The organism is Gemmatimonadaceae bacterium (assembly GCA_035533015.1).
Classification (GTDB): Bacteria; Gemmatimonadota; Gemmatimonadetes; order Gemmatimonadales; family Gemmatimonadaceae; genus JAGWRI01.
Genome location: DATLUQ010000011.1, coordinates 110,887 through 129,046, shown reverse-complemented (window position 1 = coordinate 129,046; position 18,160 = coordinate 110,887). Strand labels below are relative to the sequence as shown.

The following is an 18,160-nucleotide window of genomic DNA, read 5'->3' as shown; positions in this document are numbered from 1 at the left end:
GGGTTGGAGAACGAACTTTATCCTCATGAAGCACAAGCCCGATTTCAACCATCCGCCGTCGGGGCGGAAAGGGATGGAAGACGTGTCCACTGCCAAGGCTGCAGCCGCTGAACAAGCGCCCGACGTGCCCGTCGAAAGCGGCACGCAGGACCCACCGGCCGATCCGGCGCTCGCGGTCGCCCCCGACCGCGTGCTTGCGCTGGAGGCAGAACTTGCGGACCAGCGAGACAAGCTGCTCCGTTTGGCCGCCGAATATGACAACTTCCGCAAGCGGGCGGTGCGTGAACGGCAGGACGCCGAATTGCGTGGCATGGGGGTCCTGATCCGCGGCCTGCTCGATGCGCTCGACGACCTCGGCCGCTTTGCGCACGTCGACCCCGCGACGGTGGACGCCGCCACGGTGGTGCAGGGCGCCGACATGGTAGAGAAGAAGGTCTTCAAGACGCTGGCCGGGCACGGGCTGGAAGTGCTCAACCCGCTCGGCCAGCCCTTCGACCCTGCCGTGCAGGAGGCGGTCGCGACGACGCGCGCCGAGCTGCCCGAACAGGACCATCGCGTGGCCCAGGTATACCAGGTTGGATATACGTTCAACGGCCAGTTGCTTCGACCCGCGCGCGTCGTCGTGACGCAGTGGCACGACGAACCCTAGCCCTCCCGCATGCCGCCCACCAAGGACTACTACGCGGTACTCGGGGTGACCGCTTCCGCGACTCAGGACGAGATCAAGAAGCAGTACCGGAAGCTGGCCAAGAAATTCCACCCCGACGCCAATCCCAACGACCCCAAGGCCGCCGAGCGCTTCAAGGAGATCTCGGAGGCGAACAACGTCGTCGGGGACGTGGAGAAGCGAAAGCAGTACGACGAAATGCGCCGGCTGGGGGCCTTCGGTGGCGGCTTCTCCTCGGGCCGCGGGCCGCGCCCGTCCCCGGGCGGACCGCAGCCGCCCGGCGGCTACCATTTCGAGGATATGGACCTGGGCGGGCTTGGCGGCTTCGGCGACATCTTCAGCTCGATGTTCGGCGGCGGACGCCCCAAGTCGCGCGGGCCGGAACGTGGGCAGGACGTCGAGCGCTCGCTGGACGTGCCCTTCCGCACCGCGGCCACCGGGGGTAAGGTGCCCGTGGATCTGGAGGTCACCGAGGAATGCGAGACCTGTCACGGCTCGGGTGGCGCACCCGGGGCCAAGTTCCAGACGTGTCCCGAATGCGGCGGACGCGGCACCATCTCGTTCGGGCAGGGTGGGTTCGCCGTGCAGCGGCCCTGCCCCCAGTGCCTGGGACGCGGCCAGGTGCCGAGCGAACGCTGCTCCACGTGCGGCGGCGCCGGCGAGATCCGGGCCCGCCGCAAGGTGCTGATCACCGTGCCCCCGGGTGCCGATACTGGAACACGCATACGCCTCAAGGGGCAGGGAGGGCGCGGCGCCCGCAACGGCCCACCCGGCGACCTGCTGATCAGCATCCAGGTGGCGCCCGACCGCTTCTACGCCCGCGAGGGGCTGGACCTCGTGGCCAAAGTGCCGATCAACATCGCCCAGGCCACGCTCGGCTCCAAGGTTGGCGTGCGCACCCTCGACGGCCGCAAGGTGGCCATCCGCATTCCCGCCGGCACGCCGTCGGGCAAGCGCTTCCGCGTGAAGGCGCAGGGGATCGAGAAGGAAGGCGCCCGCGGCGACCTGATCGTGCAGGTGGAAGTCACGGTGCCGGAAAAGCTCAGCCCCGAGCAGGAAAAGATGATGCGCGAGTTTGCCGAAGCGGGGGGACTGAAGTACTGAAGACCGGAAGGAGGGTAGGACGGCAGGAGCGGATGACGGTAGACGGCGTTCCGCACCTATCCGTCCTCCTGTCCTACTCTCCTACGCAATGATCGGCAGCATCATCCGCGCCGCGGTTTCGATCAACCCCCCGCCGAGGAGTACGTCGCGAGCGTAGAACACCGCCGACTGGCCCGGCGTGATGGCGCTCACCGGCTCGTCCAGCGCCAGCTCGATCTCGTCACCGTCCAGGCGCACGACCTCGGCCGGCGCGGGAGCCGCGCGGTGGCGCACCTGCACGTCGACGCGCGAGCCCACGGCGGGCGGATCGACGAGCCAGTTCACGCCGCGCGCCACGAGCCCGCTGCCCAGTAGCTCCTCGCGCGGGCCGATCACCACCGCGCGGTCGGCCGGCCTGATGGCGGTCACGAACATCGGCTCGGCGAATCCGCCGGGGAGCCCGCGGCGCTGGCCGATGGTGAATCGTGCGTGGCCGTCGTGGCCGCCCACGACCTCGCCATTCGAGAGCACGAATGGACCGCGCGATAGGCTGGGTGCGTCCGGCCCGAGCGTTGAGCGGATGATCTTCGTATGGTCGCCGTCGGGCACGAAGCAGATGTCCTGGCTCTCGAGCTTGTCGGCCACGACCTCGAGGCCCAGCCGGCGTGCCACGGCGCGCGTCTCGGACTTGGTCTGCGTCCCGACCGGCAGGAGCATGCGTACGAGTACCTCGCGGTCGATGCCCCAGAGGAAGTACGACTGGTCCTTGGACGGGTCGACGCCGCGGTGCAGTACGCCGTCCACCACGCGCGCGTAATGGCCGGTGGCGATCCAGCGCGCGTCGATGCCGTCGGCCTTGTGCACGAGGTCGCGGAACTTGGTGAACGTGTTGCAGCGCACGCAGGGAATGGGCGTACGCCCGCGCGCGTACTCGCTCACGAAGTCGTCGATCACGTCGTGCGAGAACGCGCTCTCGAGGTTGAGCACGTAGTGCGGCACGCCCAGCGATTCGCACACGCGGCGCGCGTCGTCGATCGAATCGAGGGAGCAGCAGGGGCGGTCGACGATCTCATCGCCGTAGCAGAAGAGCTTCATCGTCGCGCCGACGACGTCGTAGCCCTGCTCGACGAGCATCGCCGCGGCGACCGACGAGTCGACGCCGCCCGACATGGCGACCAGCACACGCTCTCTCACGCCCCGGCTCCCTTCGTCAGGCCGCGGCCGCGCCGCGCGCCTTGGCGGCGAGCCGGGGAAAGACTTCGGCCACGCGCTCGATGTCGGCCTGGGTCGTGAGGACGCCCAGACTCATGCGGATGGCCGCGCTGGCGAGTTGCGGCTTGACCCCGATGGCCGAGAGCACGTACGACGGTGAACTGGTGCCGCTCTGGCACGCCGAACCACCCGAACAGGCGATGCCCTGGAGGTCGAGCGCCATGAGCAGCGACTCGCTCTCGGTGCCGGGAACGGACACGTTGAGGATGTGCGGGGCGCGCGGCGCATTGCGCGCGTGTACCACGACGTCGGGAATGCGCTCCTCGAGCAGCGCCTGCAGCCGGTCGCGCAACGTGCGCAGACGAACGGACTCCACCGCATGCTCGCGCACGGCCAGTTCGGCCGCGGTGGCCAGGGCCACGGCGAACGCGACATTCTCGGTGCCGGGACGGCGTCCACGGTCCTGCGACCCGCCGTGGAAGAGCGGTTCGATGCGGGTGCCGCGCCGGATGAAGAGCGCGCCGCACCCCTTGGGCGCGCCGATCTTGTGTCCCGAGATGGACAGGATGTCGAAGGGCATTCGAGACGCGTCGATCTCCAGCTTCGAGAATGCCTGCACGGCGTCGGTGTGAAAGACGACACCGCGCGCGCGCGCCAGCTCGCCCAGCTCGGGCACCGGTTGGATGGCTCCCATCTCGTTGTTCACCCACATCACGGAAGCCACGGCGACGTCGGTGGTCACCTGTTCCTCGAACGACGCGCGATCGACGACGCCGTCGCCGGTCATGCGCAGCAACCGCTCCTCGGCGCCCTCTTGGGCCGCGGTGTGCACCGCCTCCAGCACGGCCTTGTGCTCGATGGGCGTCGAGACCACGGCGGTCCTGCCCGCGGCCCGGGCGGCGCGCCAGGCGCCGAGCACGGCGAGATTATCGGCCTCGGTACCGCCGGAGGTGAAGCAGATCTCGTCGGCATGCGCGCCGACACACCGGGCCACCCGCTCGCGCGCCTCATCCAGCGCCACGCGCGCGTCGCGGCCCCACCGGTGAATGCTCGACGGGTTCCCGAAGCGCGGGCCGAAGAACGGCTGCATCGCTTCGAGCACCTCCGGGCGCACCGGGGTGGTGGCGGAATGGTCGAGGTAGATGGGAGCTGGCATGGGGAAAATATACTACTGGGTCGTCGAGACTGGCGAGGTCGAGGCAGGAGAAGCGTAGGCAAGTAGCACGGTAGGGGGTAGACTGCGTTGCGCCGCCATTCGTTCTACGCTTTCACGCTCCAACCGTCCGGCCGCCGTCAAAAAGTCGACACGTCGAGCGCCGCGACATCGTCCACGCGCATCGTCTCGGTGGTGTAGAACGGTTCGCCGTAGCGGCAGCGTATAAGCGATCCATAATAGGCCGCATAGTGCCGCACGGCGTCGTACAGGGGTTCGCCGTTGGGGTACACCTCGCCGGCCTGCGTCACGCCGTCGAACTGCGATGCGTAGCATCGCACGGCGTCCATCTTCCGCTCGAACACCTCGGACACGTCCACCACGAACGTGGGCCGGTCGAAGTCCTGCCGGTAGGCGACGGCGTGGATGACCTTGTGCGGTCGATACTTGGCGAGCCCGGGGGCGACCTTGGCCAGGCCGGCCACGAAGCACGCATCGCGCACCAGTTGCCCAGCGGCGATGTGGTCGGGGTGCCGGCCGTTGAGCGCCGGTGCGATGACCACGCGCGGCTGGAGACGCCGGATCTCCTCCGCCAGCAGAAGCCGCGTCTCCGGCGTGTTCACGACGCCGGCGTCGGGAAGGCCGAGGTTGCGCCGCACGGATACGCCGAGGATCTTGGCGGCCTCGTCGGCTTCGCGCGCGCGAAGTTCCGCCGATCCCCTCGTGCCGGCCTCCCCCATCGTCAGGTCGAGAATACCGGTGCTGCGCCCGCGGGCCGCGGCCACGAGCAGCGTGCCGCCGCAGATGAGTTCGACGTCGTCGCGGTGGGCGGCGATGGCCAGCAGATCGAGTGGCATGCGGCAAAGTACAGATTAGGAGGGTAGGAGGGTAGGAGGGCAGGAGGGTTGGACGGATGACGGCACCACGTCATCTACCCACGACCGTCCTACTGTCCTACGCTCCTGCAGCCGACGAGCGCATCGAGCCTCACTCGTATCGCAGAGCCTCCACGGGGTCCAGTCTCGCCGCCCGCCTTGCCGGCAGTACGCCGAACACGAGGCCGATGCCCACCGAGACCACGACGGCGGCGAGCGTGAGCACCACGGGCGCGCCGGCATTGATGTTCATGGCTGCCGTGGCGATGCGTCCCAGCCCCAGTCCGACGATGATCCCGATGACCCCGCCGATTCCGGTGAGCGTGGCGGCCTCCACGAGGAACTGCTGCAGAATGTCTCGGCGCGTGGCGCCCACCGCCTTGCGGAGGCCGATCTCATGGGTGCGCTCGGTGACGCTGATCATCATCACGGCCATCACGCCGATCCCCCCCACCAGTAACGCCACGGCGCTCAGCACGATCATCACCAGAAAGAAGACCCCCGTGAGCTTGTTGAACACGTCGAGAATCTGGTCCTGCGTGATCAGGTCGAAGGTGTTGTGATCGCCCGGATGAAGCCGCCGCGCCTCGCGCATCGCCACGATCACGGCGCTCTCGGCGTCGTCCACCGTCACGCCCGGTCGCGGCTTCACCGGAATGAACACCATGTTCGTCTTGTCGAGCGTGAACTGGTGATCGAGCATGAGGTATGGCACGATGGCCACGATCTCCTGACCGGGTGGGCTGAAGATGTTCGCCGCCGGCTGATAGAGTCCGATCACCTGCGCCGGGCGGGCGCCGATATGCACCAACTTGCCGATCGGATCGATGCTGCCGAACAGTTTCTGCGCCACATCCACGTCGATCACGGCCACCGCCCTGCCGTTCACCTCTTCGGCATGCGTGAACCACCGCCCTTCGGTGAGCGTGCCGCCCTCGATTTCCGTATAATGCGAATCGGCGCCCATGATCACTTGCGGCTGCGTGCGCACGCCGGCGTACTCGACGCGCGCCACGTATTGGCCCCACATGCCGGCGTAGGCGATCTCGGGCAGGGCGTCGATGCGATCCGCCTCCTGCGGGGTGAGGTCTGGACGGTCGCGGACCCATTTGGGCAGATCCTGCGGGTTCAGCGGCGTCTGCGAGAAGACCTTCATCACGTAGAACGTGGTGGGGCCGGCCAGCTCGATGGTCTCGACGATCTGTTGCTGGATGCCCTGGACGATGGACGCCATGGCCATGACGGTCGACACGCCGATGACCACGCCGAGGATGGTGAGCGCCGAGCGCATCTTGCTCACGCGCAGGGACTCGAACGCCACGGCGACGTTCTCCTGGAAGCTGTCGACGAATCGGCGCCAGACGGTCACCGGGGGTGTCTCACTCGGCGTGGAGAGCGGCTACGGGGTCGAGGCGCGCTGCGCGCGCCGCTGGATACACCCCGAAGATGACCCCCACGCCCGCGCCGAGCGTGAGGGCGAGCACCACCGACCAGAGCGTCACCCGCGCCGGGAGCGGCGAGAGCACCGTGATCGCCTGCGCGAACAGAAACCCCGCGCCCGCGCCGAGCGCGCCTCCGAGCGTGGCGAGCATGATCGCCTCGGCCAGGAACTGTCGACGGATATCGTCCTGCGTGGCGCCCACGGATTTTCGAATGCCGATCTCGTGCGTACGCTCGCGCACCGCCATCAACATGATGTTCATGATCACGATGCCGCCGACGACGATGCCGATGGCGACCACGGCAGGCACGACGGCGAACAGGACGGCCGTGAGCCGCTTCCAGAACGACAGGAAGGCGTCGGAGGTCTCCACGGAGAAATTGTCAGGCTGTCCTGGCCGCAGGTGGTGCGCCACGCGCATCGCTTCCTCGGCAGTGGCCATGGCCGGCGCGATCTCCGCCGCCGTGGCCATCTTCACCGAGATCTGCGTGGTCAGGCGGCGGCCGAACACGGATTCGAAGGTGCTGATCGGCATGAGGGCGAAGCCGTCGAACGACTGACCGAGCACGCGGCCCTTGGGCGCAATCGTGCCGACCACCGTGAACTGCTGGCCCCGGATGCGCACTGCCTGGCCGATCGGCGACACACCGCCGAACAGTTGGGTGGCGACGTCGGCGCCGATGGCCACCACGTAGCGACGTTCGCGGACGTCGATGTCGCTGATCGGCTGGCCGGCCGTGTAGCGATAGTCCTGGACGGTCTGGTAGGGGGGCGTGATGCCGAACATGAGCACGCTGCCCAGCGTCCGGTCGCGCCAGACGACGTCGGAGCGCGGGGTGGGCCACCCCGACGTGAGCCCGACGGCCAGGGCGGTCGGGAGGGCCTGCTCCACCACCGAGGCATCGGCCACGGTGATCGGCGGGCGGCGGCGCGCGCGTTCCATGTCCTCGTCGGAAATGAGCCCGATCTGGATGGGGTCGCGGCGCACCATGAACGAATTCGCACCGACCATGTTGTCGGCGATGTTCTCCTTCACGTAGGCGTTCATGCCCTGGATGATCGCCACCACGGCGACCAGGAACGCCACGCTCACGACGATGCCGAGGAGTGTGAAGAACGACCGCAGCTTGCTCACGCGGATCTGCGTGAACGCCGTCAGGAGGACGTCGGCGAAGCGCATGGGGGAAAACTACACGTAGGACAGTAGGACAGTAGGACGGACGCCTGCGCAACGCCGTTCACCCACTACCGTCCTACTCACGACGGGGGCTCTTCCCTTACCCCCGGTAAGGACATCACCGGCGCCACGGCCTCACTCGTACCTGAGCGCTTCCACCGGGTCGAGACTCGCCGCTCGCACGGCGGGCAGAAGGCCGAATACGATACCGGCGAACGCGCTGCCCAGCAGGGCGATCATGATCGCCACGGGTGGCGTGCTGGCGTCGATCGGCGTGGCATGGCGCACCACATAGGTAAGCGCGCCGCCCACGGCGAGCCCGACCAGCGCCCCGAGAGTGGTGAGCGTGGCGGCCTCGACCAGGAACTGCCAGAGAATGGTCGCCCGGGTGGCGCCCAGTGCTTTGCGGACGCCGATCTCGCGGGTGCGTTCCGTGACGCTGATCATCATGATCGCGATCACCCCCACGCCGCCCACGAGCAGCCCGACGGCCGACAGCGTGATCATGACCAGGAAGAACACGCCGACGATCTTGTTGTACAGCTCGAGGATCTTCTCCGGCGTCGAAACGAAGAAGTCGTTCTGGGTGGCCGGCCGCAGATGCCGAGTCGACCGCAGGAGGGCGATCGTCTCGTCCATCGCGGCGTCGCGGTTGACGCCGGGCACTGGCTTCACGGTGAGATCGAGCCAGCGCAGGCTGAAGTTGAGCCGCCGGTAGGCCGTGAGGATGGGGACCACGACCTTGCCGTTGTCGCCGCTGTCGAAGGCGTTCGCGATGGGGTCGTACACACCGATGATCGTGAACGCGTTCCCGTTGAGCCGCACCACCTTGCCCACCGGATCGGCGCCCATGAAGAGATTGTCGACGATCTTGGAATTGACCAGCGCCACCGGGTCGCCGGCGTCGTTCTCCTGCGGCGTGAAGTTGCGTCCTTTGGAGATCTCCCCACCCGAAACGTCGAACCAATCCGGCGTATACCCGTCCACCGATACGGCGCCCAGTTCTCGGTCGGCGAATTTGATGGAGGCGTTGCTGCTTATGTGCGCCGTGACCGCCTGCACGTCGGCCAGATTGCCGATCTGTCGGGCCTGATCCAGCGTGAGCGACGGATTGCGGCGCCAGGGGCAGGAATCGGCCGAACCGTTGCAACTGTTGATCTGCGCCGGCCACCGGGTGATGAAGAAGGTCGTGGGCCCCGCCGCCGAGATACTGGCCGACACGCCGGCGTTGATGCCGTGTACGGCGGCCGACATCACCGTCACGACGAACACGCCCACGGCAATGCCGAGGATGGTGAGGCCCGCCCTCACGCGATTGGCCCGGATGGAGTCGAGGGCCATCAACACGCCCTCGACCATGGCCGAGACGCGAGCTATTACGTTCTTCATATCATTCGGCCCGGATGGCAAGGATGGGGTCGAGCCGCGACGCGCGGCTGGCGGGGTAGGCGCCGGCGATGATCCCCACGCCGGCGCCGACCGCCACCGCCACGACGATCGACCAGGGCGCCACCGCCGCCGGCAGCGGCGAGACCAGGGCCACCACCTTGGCCATCGATATCCCGAGGCCCACGCCGAACAGTGCGCCCACGCTGCTCAGCGTGGCGCTCTCCACCAGGAACTGCGCCAGGATGTCCCGGCGGCGCGCCCCCAGCGACTTGCGGATGCCGATCTCGCGCGTCCGCTCGGCCACCGCCACGAGCATGATGTTCATGATCACGATGGCGCCCACCACGAGCCCGATGGCCGGCAGCACGATGCCGGCGAGCACGAGGTACTTCTTGATCGTCTCCCATTGCGTGAGCGCGGACGCCGAACTCTCCATCACGAAGTTGTCCTGCTCAGCGGGGTGCAGTTGATGGCGATTGCGCATCACCTCGCGCACCACCTCCTCGAGCGGTTGGAACTGCGCCGGCGTGGGCGCCTGTACCACCACGCCGTACAGGCTCTGGCGGGCGCCCGTGAGCCGCGACATCTCGGAATGGAACGGCGCGATCACCTGCTGATCCAGATTGAGGCCGAACACGGTGCCCTGGTGGTCCAGCACGCCGATCACCGTGAATGGAAACCGTCCAACCCTGAGCACCCGGCCGATGGGGTCGAGGTTCGCGAAATACTGCGACGCGATGGCGTCGCCGATCACGACCACGTCGGACCCCAGCGCGTCCTCCTGATCCCCGAACGCGCGCCCCTGAGTAATGCCCAGGTCCTTGATCTTGAAGTATTGAGGGGTCACCGCCATGGCCAGCACCTGCGCGCCACCACTGGCGTAATCCGAACTGACGTTCAGCCATCGCACGTCTTGAATGGCCCACCGCGCATCGTCGGGCAACGCCGCCTTCACGGCCAGCGCATCATCGACGGTGATCTTGGGCCGGCGCTGCCATTCCTTCCACTCGGCGTCGGTGACGTTGCCCGTGTTGATATCGGGAAACGGACGCAGACTGAACGTGTTGATGCCCAGGAACTTGCCGGCAAAGTCCTGCTCCACGTACACGCTCATTCCCTGCACGATGGATACGACGGCGATCAGGAACATCACGCTGATCATCACGCCGAGCAGGGTGAAGAAGCTCTTCAGCTTCTGTACCCGGATCTGTGAGAGCGCGAGACGAATGGCTTCGAATAGCTGCACGGTGGCGCGGTCTGGAGTCGATGGTACGCGTAACCGGCGGTCGATGGCCGGGCCGAACGACAGACCGTACGGATGAGGGGGGCGGGAAGTGTCACCAGTTGGACCCGCGCTCCGACAGCAGGGTTCGGAGCGATCGGCTGCAGGGCTTGCTATGGGGGCCCTATTCGTACCGCAGCGCGTCCACCGGATCGAGGCGTGACGCCTTGGCGGCCGGCAGTAGCCCGAACAGCACCCCGGTGATGGCGCTCGTTCCGAGCGCGGCCGCGATGGCCAGTGGGGGGACGGACGCGGGAATCGGCGTGGCAGAACGGACGATCAGCGCCACGAGGACCCCAGCCACGAGGCCGATCGTCGCGCCGATTCCGGTGAGGGTCACGGCCTCCACAAGGAACTGCCATAGGATGGTGGCCCTCGTGGCCCCCAGAGCCTTTCGCACGCCGATCTCGCGGGTCCGTTCGGTGACGCTGATCATCATGATCGCCACCACCCCCACGCCTCCGACCATGAGCCCAATGGCCGACAGCACGATCATCACCAGGAAGAACATGCCGACCACCTTGTTGTAGGTGTCGAAGATCTTGTCCTGCGTGATGATCGCGAAGTCGTTGTCCACTTCTGGGCGCAGCCCGTGGTGCTGGCGCAGCACGGACGTCACGGCGTCGATGGCGTCGTCGCGGGAGACGGCGGTACGCGGCACCACCGTGATCGAGATCTGGCGGCGGCCGGCGTTGAGCACGCGGAACGCGGTCTCGATGGGGATGATCGCGCGCGAGCGATCGCCCCCGGAGAGGAAGCTGGCCGCCTCGTGGTACACGCCGATCACGGTGAACGGTTCGCCGCGGATCGCGATGACCTTGTCGAGCGGGTCGGATTCGCCGAACAGCTGCGTGGCCATGACGTCGTTGATCACGGCGACGCGCTGGCCGGCGTTGGCTTCGTTGGGGGTCCAACTCCGGCCGGGGTAGAGGTCGCCGCCACCGTCGATGATGATCCAGTTGGAGGTAAGGGCGCTGATCTGTGCGGCGCTGAGTGACCGGTCGGCATACTTCACGGGGAGCCCGAGGTCGATCCGGGCACCGGCAGCCCGCACGCCGGGCAGCGCATCCATGGCGCGCTGATCGGCCATCGTGAGCGGCGGATTGTGCCGCCACTTGCAGGTGGCGTCGGTGCCGTCGCAGGCCTCGAAGCTGATCGGATACCGGGACACGAAGAACGTCTTGGGCCCGGCCGACTCGAGGTCCTTGGCCACGCTCGCGTTGATGCCGTGCACGGCTGCCGAGATGACGACCACCACGAACACGCCCACCGCGATGCCAAGGATCGTGAGGCCGGCGCGCACCTTGTTGCCGCGAATCGACTCGACGGCGATCCCCACACCCTCGGTGAGGTTGAAGATCCAGGCTTCGAAGAGTGCGTGCACGGCTACTCCTGGCGCAGCGCAGCGATGGGGTCGAGCAGCGCGGCGCGGCTGGCCGGATAGACGCCGGCAATGATGCCGACGCCAGCTCCCACCGACACCCCGAGGACCACCGACCAGAGTTCCACCGCCGCGGGGAGTGGGCTGAACATCGAGATGAGCTTGGCGAAGGCGAAGCCCATGCCTACGCCGATCGCGGCCCCGAGGGTGGCGAGCGTGGTGCTCTCCACCAGGAACTGCCGCAGGATGTCCCGCCGGCGGGCCCCGAGCGCCTTGCGAATGCCGATCTCGCGCGTCCGCTCGGCGACGGCCACGAGCATGATATTCATGATCACGATGGCGCCCACCACAAGTCCGATCGCCGGCAGCGCGATGCCGGCGAGCACGAGGTAGCCCTGGATCTTCTTCCAGAAGGCGAGCGCCGAGTCCGACGTCTCCATGGTGAAGTCGTCGGGCTGCTCCGGGTGCAGTTGGTGGCGGGCCCGCATCACCTCGCGCACCCGTTCTTCGTTGTCGGCGATGCCGGCCTCGGTGGGCGACTGGATGATCACCGCGTCCACGACGCCGTGCGGATTGAGATACCGCCGGATGGGTGATCGGGCCGGGGCCACGAGGAAGCCATCGAACGAGATGCCGAACGCGCTGCCCTGCGGCTCGGCGACGCCGATGACCGTGTAGGGCACCCCGCCCACCCGCAGCTCGCGGCCCAGCGGATTCAGGGACGGGAAGAAGTGATCCTGGACGTCCTTGCCGATCACGATCACCGAAGAGCCGAGCAGGTATTCCTGCGCCGTGGGCAGGCGCCCAAGGGCGACGTCCATGCGCTTGATGGTGAAATACTGATCGCTCACGCCGTAAGCGGTGACGCGACGCGGCGACGCGTACGGGGCCTCGACGTTCACGCCGTTCTCGCTGTACTCGGCCCAGCCCGTGCCGGCGGCGAGCGCCGCGACCACCGGGGGGACGTCGTACTCGTAGATTCGTGGACGGGTGCGCCACGAACGGCGCTCGGCGTCGTTCACATCGCCGATATTCAGGTTGGGCCGCTGCCGCAACTCGAAGGAATTGAGCGCGATGAGCTTGCCCACCAGCTCGTCCTTCATGTAGTTGCCCATGCCGCTCACGATGGAGACCACGGCGATGAGGAACATGACGCCGATCATCACGCCGAGCAGCGTGAAGAAGCTCTTGAGCTTCTGCACGCGGATCTGGGCGAACGCGAGACGGATGGCTTCGAAGAAGGGCAATGCCGGGAGGGAGAGGGACGATCCGGAAGCTAGCGAGGCGGCGGAGAAGTCCCCGCCGCCTTCGTGGTTGCGGGCGCCTGAGGCGGGCTACATACCGGCGCGCTCCGCGAACACCTCGCGGCGGTCGTCGGTAGCCACCAGCCCGTCGCGCAACACGACCACGCGCCGCGCGTGGGCCGCGATGTCGGGTTCGTGGGTGACCATGATCACCGTCTGCCCGCTGGCGGCCAGCTGCTCGAACACCTTCATGATCTCCTCGGAGGTTGCCGAGTCGAGGTTGCCGGTGGGTTCGTCGGCGAGCAGGATGGACGGCCGGTTGACGAGGGCGCGCGCGATGGCCACGCGCTGGCGCTGGCCGCCCGACAACTCATTGGGCCGGTGGTCCATGCGGCCTTCGAGCTGCACGCTTTCCAGGGCCTCCTTGGCGCGCTTACGGCGCTCCTCGGCGCCGATGCCGGCGTAGACGAGCGGCAGCTCCACGTTGTGGAGCGCCGTGGCGCGGGGGAGCAGGTTGAACGTCTGGAAGACGAACCCGATCTCCTTGTTCCGGATGCGGGCCAGCTGGTCGTCGGTCATCTCGGAGACGAGCGTGCCATTGAGCCAGTATTCGCCCGAGGTCGGCGTGTCGAGGCAGCCGATCACGTTCATCAGCGTGGACTTGCCGGAGCCCGACGGCCCCATGATGGCCACGTACTCGTTGCGGGCGATGGCGATGTCCACGCCGCGGAGGGCGCGGACGATTTCGCCGCCCATGTCATAATGCCGCTGGATGCCGCGCGTCACGATGATCCACTTGCTGTCCGGCGCTCGTCCGGATTCGTGCAGAACGGCAGCGCGCTCCGCGGTGGAACTGACTGGTGCTTCAGCGGTCTGTTGGCTCACTGGGACCCTGCCTGAGGTTTCTTGGTGTCGGCCTTCGTCTCGCGGACCACCATGCCGTCCTTCAGATCGCGGATGGCCTGGTAGGTGCCGGTCACGATGCGCTCACCTTCCTTGAGCCCATCCAGGACCTCGAAGTCCTTCTCGCCGGCTATTCCTACTTTTACGGGCCGGAAGGTCACTTTGTTGTCGGGCCCGACCACGAACACCCCCTCGACGTCCTTCTTGCCCACGTCCACCTTTGGTTTCGGCCGTCCCAGCCCCACCGCCGTATCGGCGTTCTGGACATCCTGATTCTCACGCACCGTGAGCGCGATGATGGGAATGGCCAGCACGTTCTTCCGCGTGTCGGTGATGATCTTGGCGGTTGCGGAGAAGTCGGGCCGCGTGTCCTTGGGCACGTTGAGCAGGCGAATCGTGACCTGGTAATCTACCGCCTGGTCGGTGCTGCTGGTGGTGGTCGTCGATGCCCCGGTCACCGAGCTGTTCGCGATCTCGGTGACCTGGCCCAGGAACGTCGTATCGGGAAAGGCGTCGATCTGCACCACGGCCGAGTCGCCGACCGCGATGTGGGCGACGTCGGTCTCGTCCACGTCGACTTTGGTTTCCAGTTCCGACATGTCGCTCACCGTGAGCAGGGTGGCGGCGTCCTTGTTGAGCGTTCCCTGAATGGCGGTCTCGCCCGCTTCGACGTTGAGGCGCGTGACGCGTCCCGCCATCGGCGAGTAGATCGTGGTCTTGTCGAGCGACGATTGGGCGTTCTCGAGGGACGCCTGGGCCTGCGCCACCTGGTGGACGGCCGAGGAGAGCAGGGCCTGGTTCACGTCCACCGCCGTCTTGAGCTGCTGGAGCGACTCGGCGGTCACGAACTTCGCATTGGCCTTCTGCAAGTCCAGGGACCGGGCGTACTCGCTCTGGGCCTGCATCAGATTGGCCCTGGCCTGCTCCTCCTGGGCCTTGGCCGAGGCGACGTTGGCCTCCCACTGCTTGACCGTGGCCTCGGCGATCGCCGGGTCGATCTGCAGGAGGAATTGCCCCTTCTTCACCATGTCGCCCTCCTTCACGGCGAGCTTGGTGATCTTGCCCGAGACATCGGAGCTGATGTCCACCTTGGTGTGTGGGCTCACCTGCCCGCTGGCCGTCACCGACGCCACGAGATTGGCCCGGCTCACGGGCTCGATGCGCACATCCACGGCGGCGTTGGACTTGCGGGCGGCCGCGGTGGCGACGACGGCCGCGATCGCCACGATCACGATGCCGGCAATGGTGAATTTCACGCGCTTGGTCATGTACGATCCTCAGGGACTATCGAAGGGGGCGTCCGACCGCGTTTTCCAACGCGGCAAAGGCCTTGTGGTAATTATAGATGGAGTTGACGCGATCGACCTCTGCCTGCACGTACGTGCCACGGGCGCTGGTGACGTCCAGGTAGGTTGCCTGGCCCGCGCGATACCGCGCCTCGGCGTACTGGTACTGATCCTGCGCCTGGTCCGCGTTCTGCTGCCGCAGGGCGATCGTGCTGGCGGCCAGCTTCAGATTGAGGAAGGCCTGCGTGACGTTGGTACGCGTCTGCAGTTCCTGGGCCCTCACGCCGTACTCGGCCGACTGCTGCTGCGCGATGGCCTGCTGCACGTTCTGCTCGCGGCTGAACCCGTCGAAGATGGGCAGTGAGAGGCCGGCCGAGATGGAGAGCGGGGAGCGGGTGAATTTGAACGGGAAGACGTTGTTGGACGACCGGATGCTCTGGATCTGCGCCGGCGTCAGGGTCGGGGACCCGCACCCGTAGGGGAGGAGTCCGACGCCGGTGCGCAGGGAATCCAACTGCGTGCAACTGGCGAACGTGCTGGCGGCGCCCGCCTGCGCGAGGTTGGCCGGGTAATCCGAGTTCGTGTATTGATACGCGTACCCGCCCCACCCGGTGCTCAGCGACAGCGTGGGCGTGTAACTCGCCTTGGCCGTCCTCACGCCGAGCGCCGCCGCGTGCTCCTGCGACCGGAGCGCCACGATGGCCGGATTGCGGCTGCGCGCCAGGTCGAGCAGCGAGTCGAGTGCGAAGGTCGGGGTCTCGATGGCGAACGTCGTCGTGAGACGAACGCTGTCGGGCTTGGGCAGGCCGATCTGCTGATACAGGGCGACCTGGTCCACTTCGGCCGTGTTGTGAGCCGTCAGCGCGGCAATCTCGGCCTGGCCCAGGGCCACCTGCGCGCTGCGAACGTCGAGGATCGTCGCCTGGCCCACCGACATCTTGGCGTTGGCGAGGTCGAGCTGCCCCTGCGCCGTGATCACCAGCGTGTCTTGCAGAGCGGCGCTCGCCTGGTCGGCGAGCGCCGTGAGATAGGCCGACGTGACGTTGGCCCGGATCGCCTCCGCCTGGCCGGTGATGTTGGCCTCGGTGGCGTCCCGGTTGGCGACCTGGAGTTTGGGCTGGATGAACGATGCCGCGTTCAGCCGGTAGCTGATGCCGAGGCTGTAGTTCGACGTCACCGCGTCCGAGGAGCCCTTGAACGTGAGCCCCTGGAACACCTGGCTGCCGGCCTGCTGGTATCCGGCGCCGAATGACGAATTGACGGTCGGCAAGAAGGCCCCGTACGCCGTGCGCACCGCGGCGTTGGCGGTGCGCAGACCTGTGGTGGTCTGGAGGTATGTGGGGTTGTTCTGCCGGGCGAGCGCAATGGCCTGGTCGAGGGTGAGGTCCTGGACCGACGGCGGCGTGCCGCCCTGGGCGAGCGCCACCTGACCGACGAACGCGACAAGGGCCGCAGACAGCGAAAGACGCATCGAGGCAAGGTCCTATGGTAAGGGGTCAGCCCCCCGTACGGTGGGTGGCCGGACCCGGTTTCAAGGCGGCGCGGCGGGGTATCTCGACGTCGGACGCGGCCCGGGCTCAGATGCGTGCCCCGAGCCGCGGTTATCGCGGCAACTCGTCCCGCTGTGCCACGAGGCCCTTGGCCGGAACTGCGACGCGCAGGAGATGCCCCTGCGCATCCATCCAGATGTCCCGCGTGGCGCCGTCGGCAGTAATCAGCGCATAGTGCTTTGCCAGCACCGTGCCACGCCCCAACCGGATCGGTTCCTGGCCACGTTCCTCGAATCGGAACGTAGCCTGTGTACCGGCCCTGGGATCGATCACCGAGAAGCGGGTGCGCCGGGGGAGGAGGGTCGCGAAGTAGTACGGGTCGAAGGCATTGGCATCGAGCGCCAGCGGATTGGCCCCCATCACATAATCCCGGGCAGATTCGCCATGGGGCGTGTGGATCAGGGTGCTGAACCGTCCGGGGCGCCCGTTGCCTTCCACGCGCGACGTAACCTGCCCGTTCTCCCGTACCTCGGCCTCGTAGGTGAGCGGCCCGCCCACTGAATCGGTGGTGAGGCGCAGACTGATCCGGTCGGCGTTGAACGAGATCGTGGCCGTGGCGCGGAAGGCCTGCCCGCCCCCCGCCGCCGCGCGCACGATACGATAGGCTTCGCGCCCGATCGGCGCGCCGTTCTGCGTGATCACGAGCGTCCCCTCGTCCACGACGGTCTCCTGCGCGGAAATGGGGGCGGGGGTGCTATGGGCCAAGAGCATCACGGCCAGCGCAAACGAAACCGGTCTCATATGATAAGGGTACCCAATAAGCGAGCGTGTGTTCAGGCCGCCGGCTCGTCGGCGAGAAAGATATGGGACCGCAACCGTCCACGGATGCGATCATATAGGCGTTTTCCCTTGTCCGCCGATGCCAGGGTCGGCCGGCCGATTGAGCCGGGGCTCCGGCCGGGCACCCGCAACCAGCCGCGGCGGTACCGTCGCAGCTCGTCGGCTGACATCATATAATCCTGCGCCAACGGCATTTGCACGAGTTCCGGCGCAATGTACAGCAGGAGCGACGTATCCACCTCGTCACCGTGCATGGGTTCCAACTGTCCCTCGAGCAGGTCTGCGAACGCGAGCCCGAAGATGTTCACCACGCGGAGCCGCGCGCTCGACGTGATGACCGTTTCCAGCGCCTCGAGGTGCGGATCATGCTCGTGTGCGGTGAGGAGAATGAACTCCCGCACCCCGCCGGCCTCCCACGAGTCCACGAGGTCGTTGAGGGCGCGGTGGAGCGTCTTGCGCCTCACCGATGCGTTGCCCGCGAACTCCCGTTCGGTGATGACGTTGACGCCGTATTCAACGGTGGGAGCGCGCAGCACGTGGAATTCGGCCGACAGATCGTCGGCCAACCGCTCGACGATGAGCGTGTCGGCGCCCAGCGGCAGGTGGGGGCCGTGCTGTTCGCACGTCCCGATGGGGAGGATGAGACGCGGGTCTGCGGCCAGCGTGGCCGCGACCTCGGCGGGGCGCATTTCCTTGAGGCGTCGCGGGCGGGGCGCGCCGGCGTGAGCGGAACTCAT

Annotated in this window: 16 protein-coding genes; 2 read left to right on the top strand and 14 right to left on the bottom strand. The window is 67.2% G+C overall.

Translation table 11 applies throughout. The annotated features are described in order from the left end of the window. Window positions 1-25: 25 nt before the first annotated feature. Together VNF92_01935 and dnaJ are read left to right on the top strand one after the other, a co-directional pair. Complete coding sequence (locus tag VNF92_01935) at window positions 26-649, top strand: nucleotide exchange factor GrpE (GenBank protein ID HVA56622.1); 624 nt, start codon at window positions 26-28, stop codon at window positions 647-649. Between the two features lie 9 nt (window positions 650-658). Further along, the gene (gene dnaJ, locus VNF92_01930; protein ID HVA56621.1) at window positions 659-1,771 is read left to right on the top strand and encodes a molecular chaperone DnaJ; all 1,113 of its coding nucleotides are present in this window, start codon (window positions 659-661) and stop codon (window positions 1,769-1,771) included. Window positions 1,772-1,852: 81 nt separating this feature from the next. Here the strand turns inward: dnaJ and mnmA are convergent, their stop codons facing one another. The 14 genes from mnmA to VNF92_01860 all read right to left on the bottom strand — a co-directional run bounded on the left by mnmA (window position 1,853) and on the right by VNF92_01860 (window position 18,160). Next, on the bottom strand, window positions 1,853-2,944 hold the full coding sequence (mnmA, locus tag VNF92_01925; GenBank protein ID HVA56620.1) for a tRNA 2-thiouridine(34) synthase MnmA: 1,092 nt from the start codon (window positions 2,942-2,944) through the stop codon (window positions 1,853-1,855). Window positions 2,945-2,960: 16 nt separating this feature from the next. Then, window positions 2,961-4,118, bottom strand: coding sequence for a cysteine desulfurase family protein (locus VNF92_01920; protein HVA56619.1), 1,158 nt, complete (start codon window positions 4,116-4,118; stop codon window positions 2,961-2,963). A 137-nt stretch (window positions 4,119-4,255) separates the two neighbouring features. Continuing rightward, entirely contained in the window at window positions 4,256-4,972 is a 717-nt protein-coding gene (gene bshB1 / locus VNF92_01915) for a bacillithiol biosynthesis deacetylase BshB1 (GenBank protein ID HVA56618.1), read from the bottom strand. A gap of 130 nt (window positions 4,973-5,102) precedes the next feature. Beyond that, window positions 5,103-6,359: an ABC transporter permease gene (locus VNF92_01910; GenBank protein HVA56617.1), complete on the bottom strand. Its 1,257-nt coding sequence runs from the start codon at window positions 6,357-6,359 to the stop codon at window positions 5,103-5,105. 10 nt (window positions 6,360-6,369) lie between these two features. Further along, entirely contained in the window at window positions 6,370-7,611 is a 1,242-nt protein-coding gene (locus tag VNF92_01905) for an ABC transporter permease (protein ID HVA56616.1), read from the bottom strand. A gap of 132 nt (window positions 7,612-7,743) precedes the next feature. Further along, the gene (locus VNF92_01900) at window positions 7,744-8,997 is read right to left on the bottom strand and encodes an ABC transporter permease (GenBank protein ID HVA56615.1); all 1,254 of its coding nucleotides are present in this window, start codon (window positions 8,995-8,997) and stop codon (window positions 7,744-7,746) included. Between the two features lies 1 nt (window position 8,998). Further along, window positions 8,999-10,243 (bottom strand): ABC transporter permease, encoded by a 1,245-nt coding sequence (locus tag VNF92_01895; protein ID HVA56614.1) that lies wholly within the window; start codon window positions 10,241-10,243, stop codon window positions 8,999-9,001. Window positions 10,244-10,403: 160 nt separating this feature from the next. Continuing rightward, window positions 10,404-11,663, bottom strand: coding sequence for an ABC transporter permease (locus VNF92_01890; GenBank protein ID HVA56613.1), 1,260 nt, complete (start codon window positions 11,661-11,663; stop codon window positions 10,404-10,406). 2 nt (window positions 11,664-11,665) lie between these two features. Beyond that, on the bottom strand, window positions 11,666-12,907 hold the full coding sequence (locus tag VNF92_01885; protein ID HVA56612.1) for an ABC transporter permease: 1,242 nt from the start codon (window positions 12,905-12,907) through the stop codon (window positions 11,666-11,668). 87 nt (window positions 12,908-12,994) lie between these two features. Next, window positions 12,995-13,690 (bottom strand): ABC transporter ATP-binding protein, encoded by a 696-nt coding sequence (locus tag VNF92_01880; protein HVA56611.1) that lies wholly within the window; start codon window positions 13,688-13,690, stop codon window positions 12,995-12,997. A 95-nt stretch (window positions 13,691-13,785) separates the two neighbouring features. Continuing rightward, window positions 13,786-15,075, bottom strand: coding sequence for an efflux RND transporter periplasmic adaptor subunit (locus tag VNF92_01875; GenBank protein HVA56610.1), 1,290 nt, complete (start codon window positions 15,073-15,075; stop codon window positions 13,786-13,788). A 16-nt stretch (window positions 15,076-15,091) separates the two neighbouring features. Then, window positions 15,092-16,564, bottom strand: coding sequence for a TolC family protein (locus VNF92_01870; protein HVA56609.1), 1,473 nt, complete (start codon window positions 16,562-16,564; stop codon window positions 15,092-15,094). Window positions 16,565-16,694: 130 nt separating this feature from the next. Next, window positions 16,695-17,384, bottom strand: coding sequence for a DUF6134 family protein (locus VNF92_01865; protein HVA56608.1), 690 nt, complete (start codon window positions 17,382-17,384; stop codon window positions 16,695-16,697). A 32-nt stretch (window positions 17,385-17,416) separates the two neighbouring features. Then, complete coding sequence (locus VNF92_01860) at window positions 17,417-18,160, bottom strand: creatininase family protein (GenBank protein HVA56607.1); 744 nt, start codon at window positions 18,158-18,160, stop codon at window positions 17,417-17,419.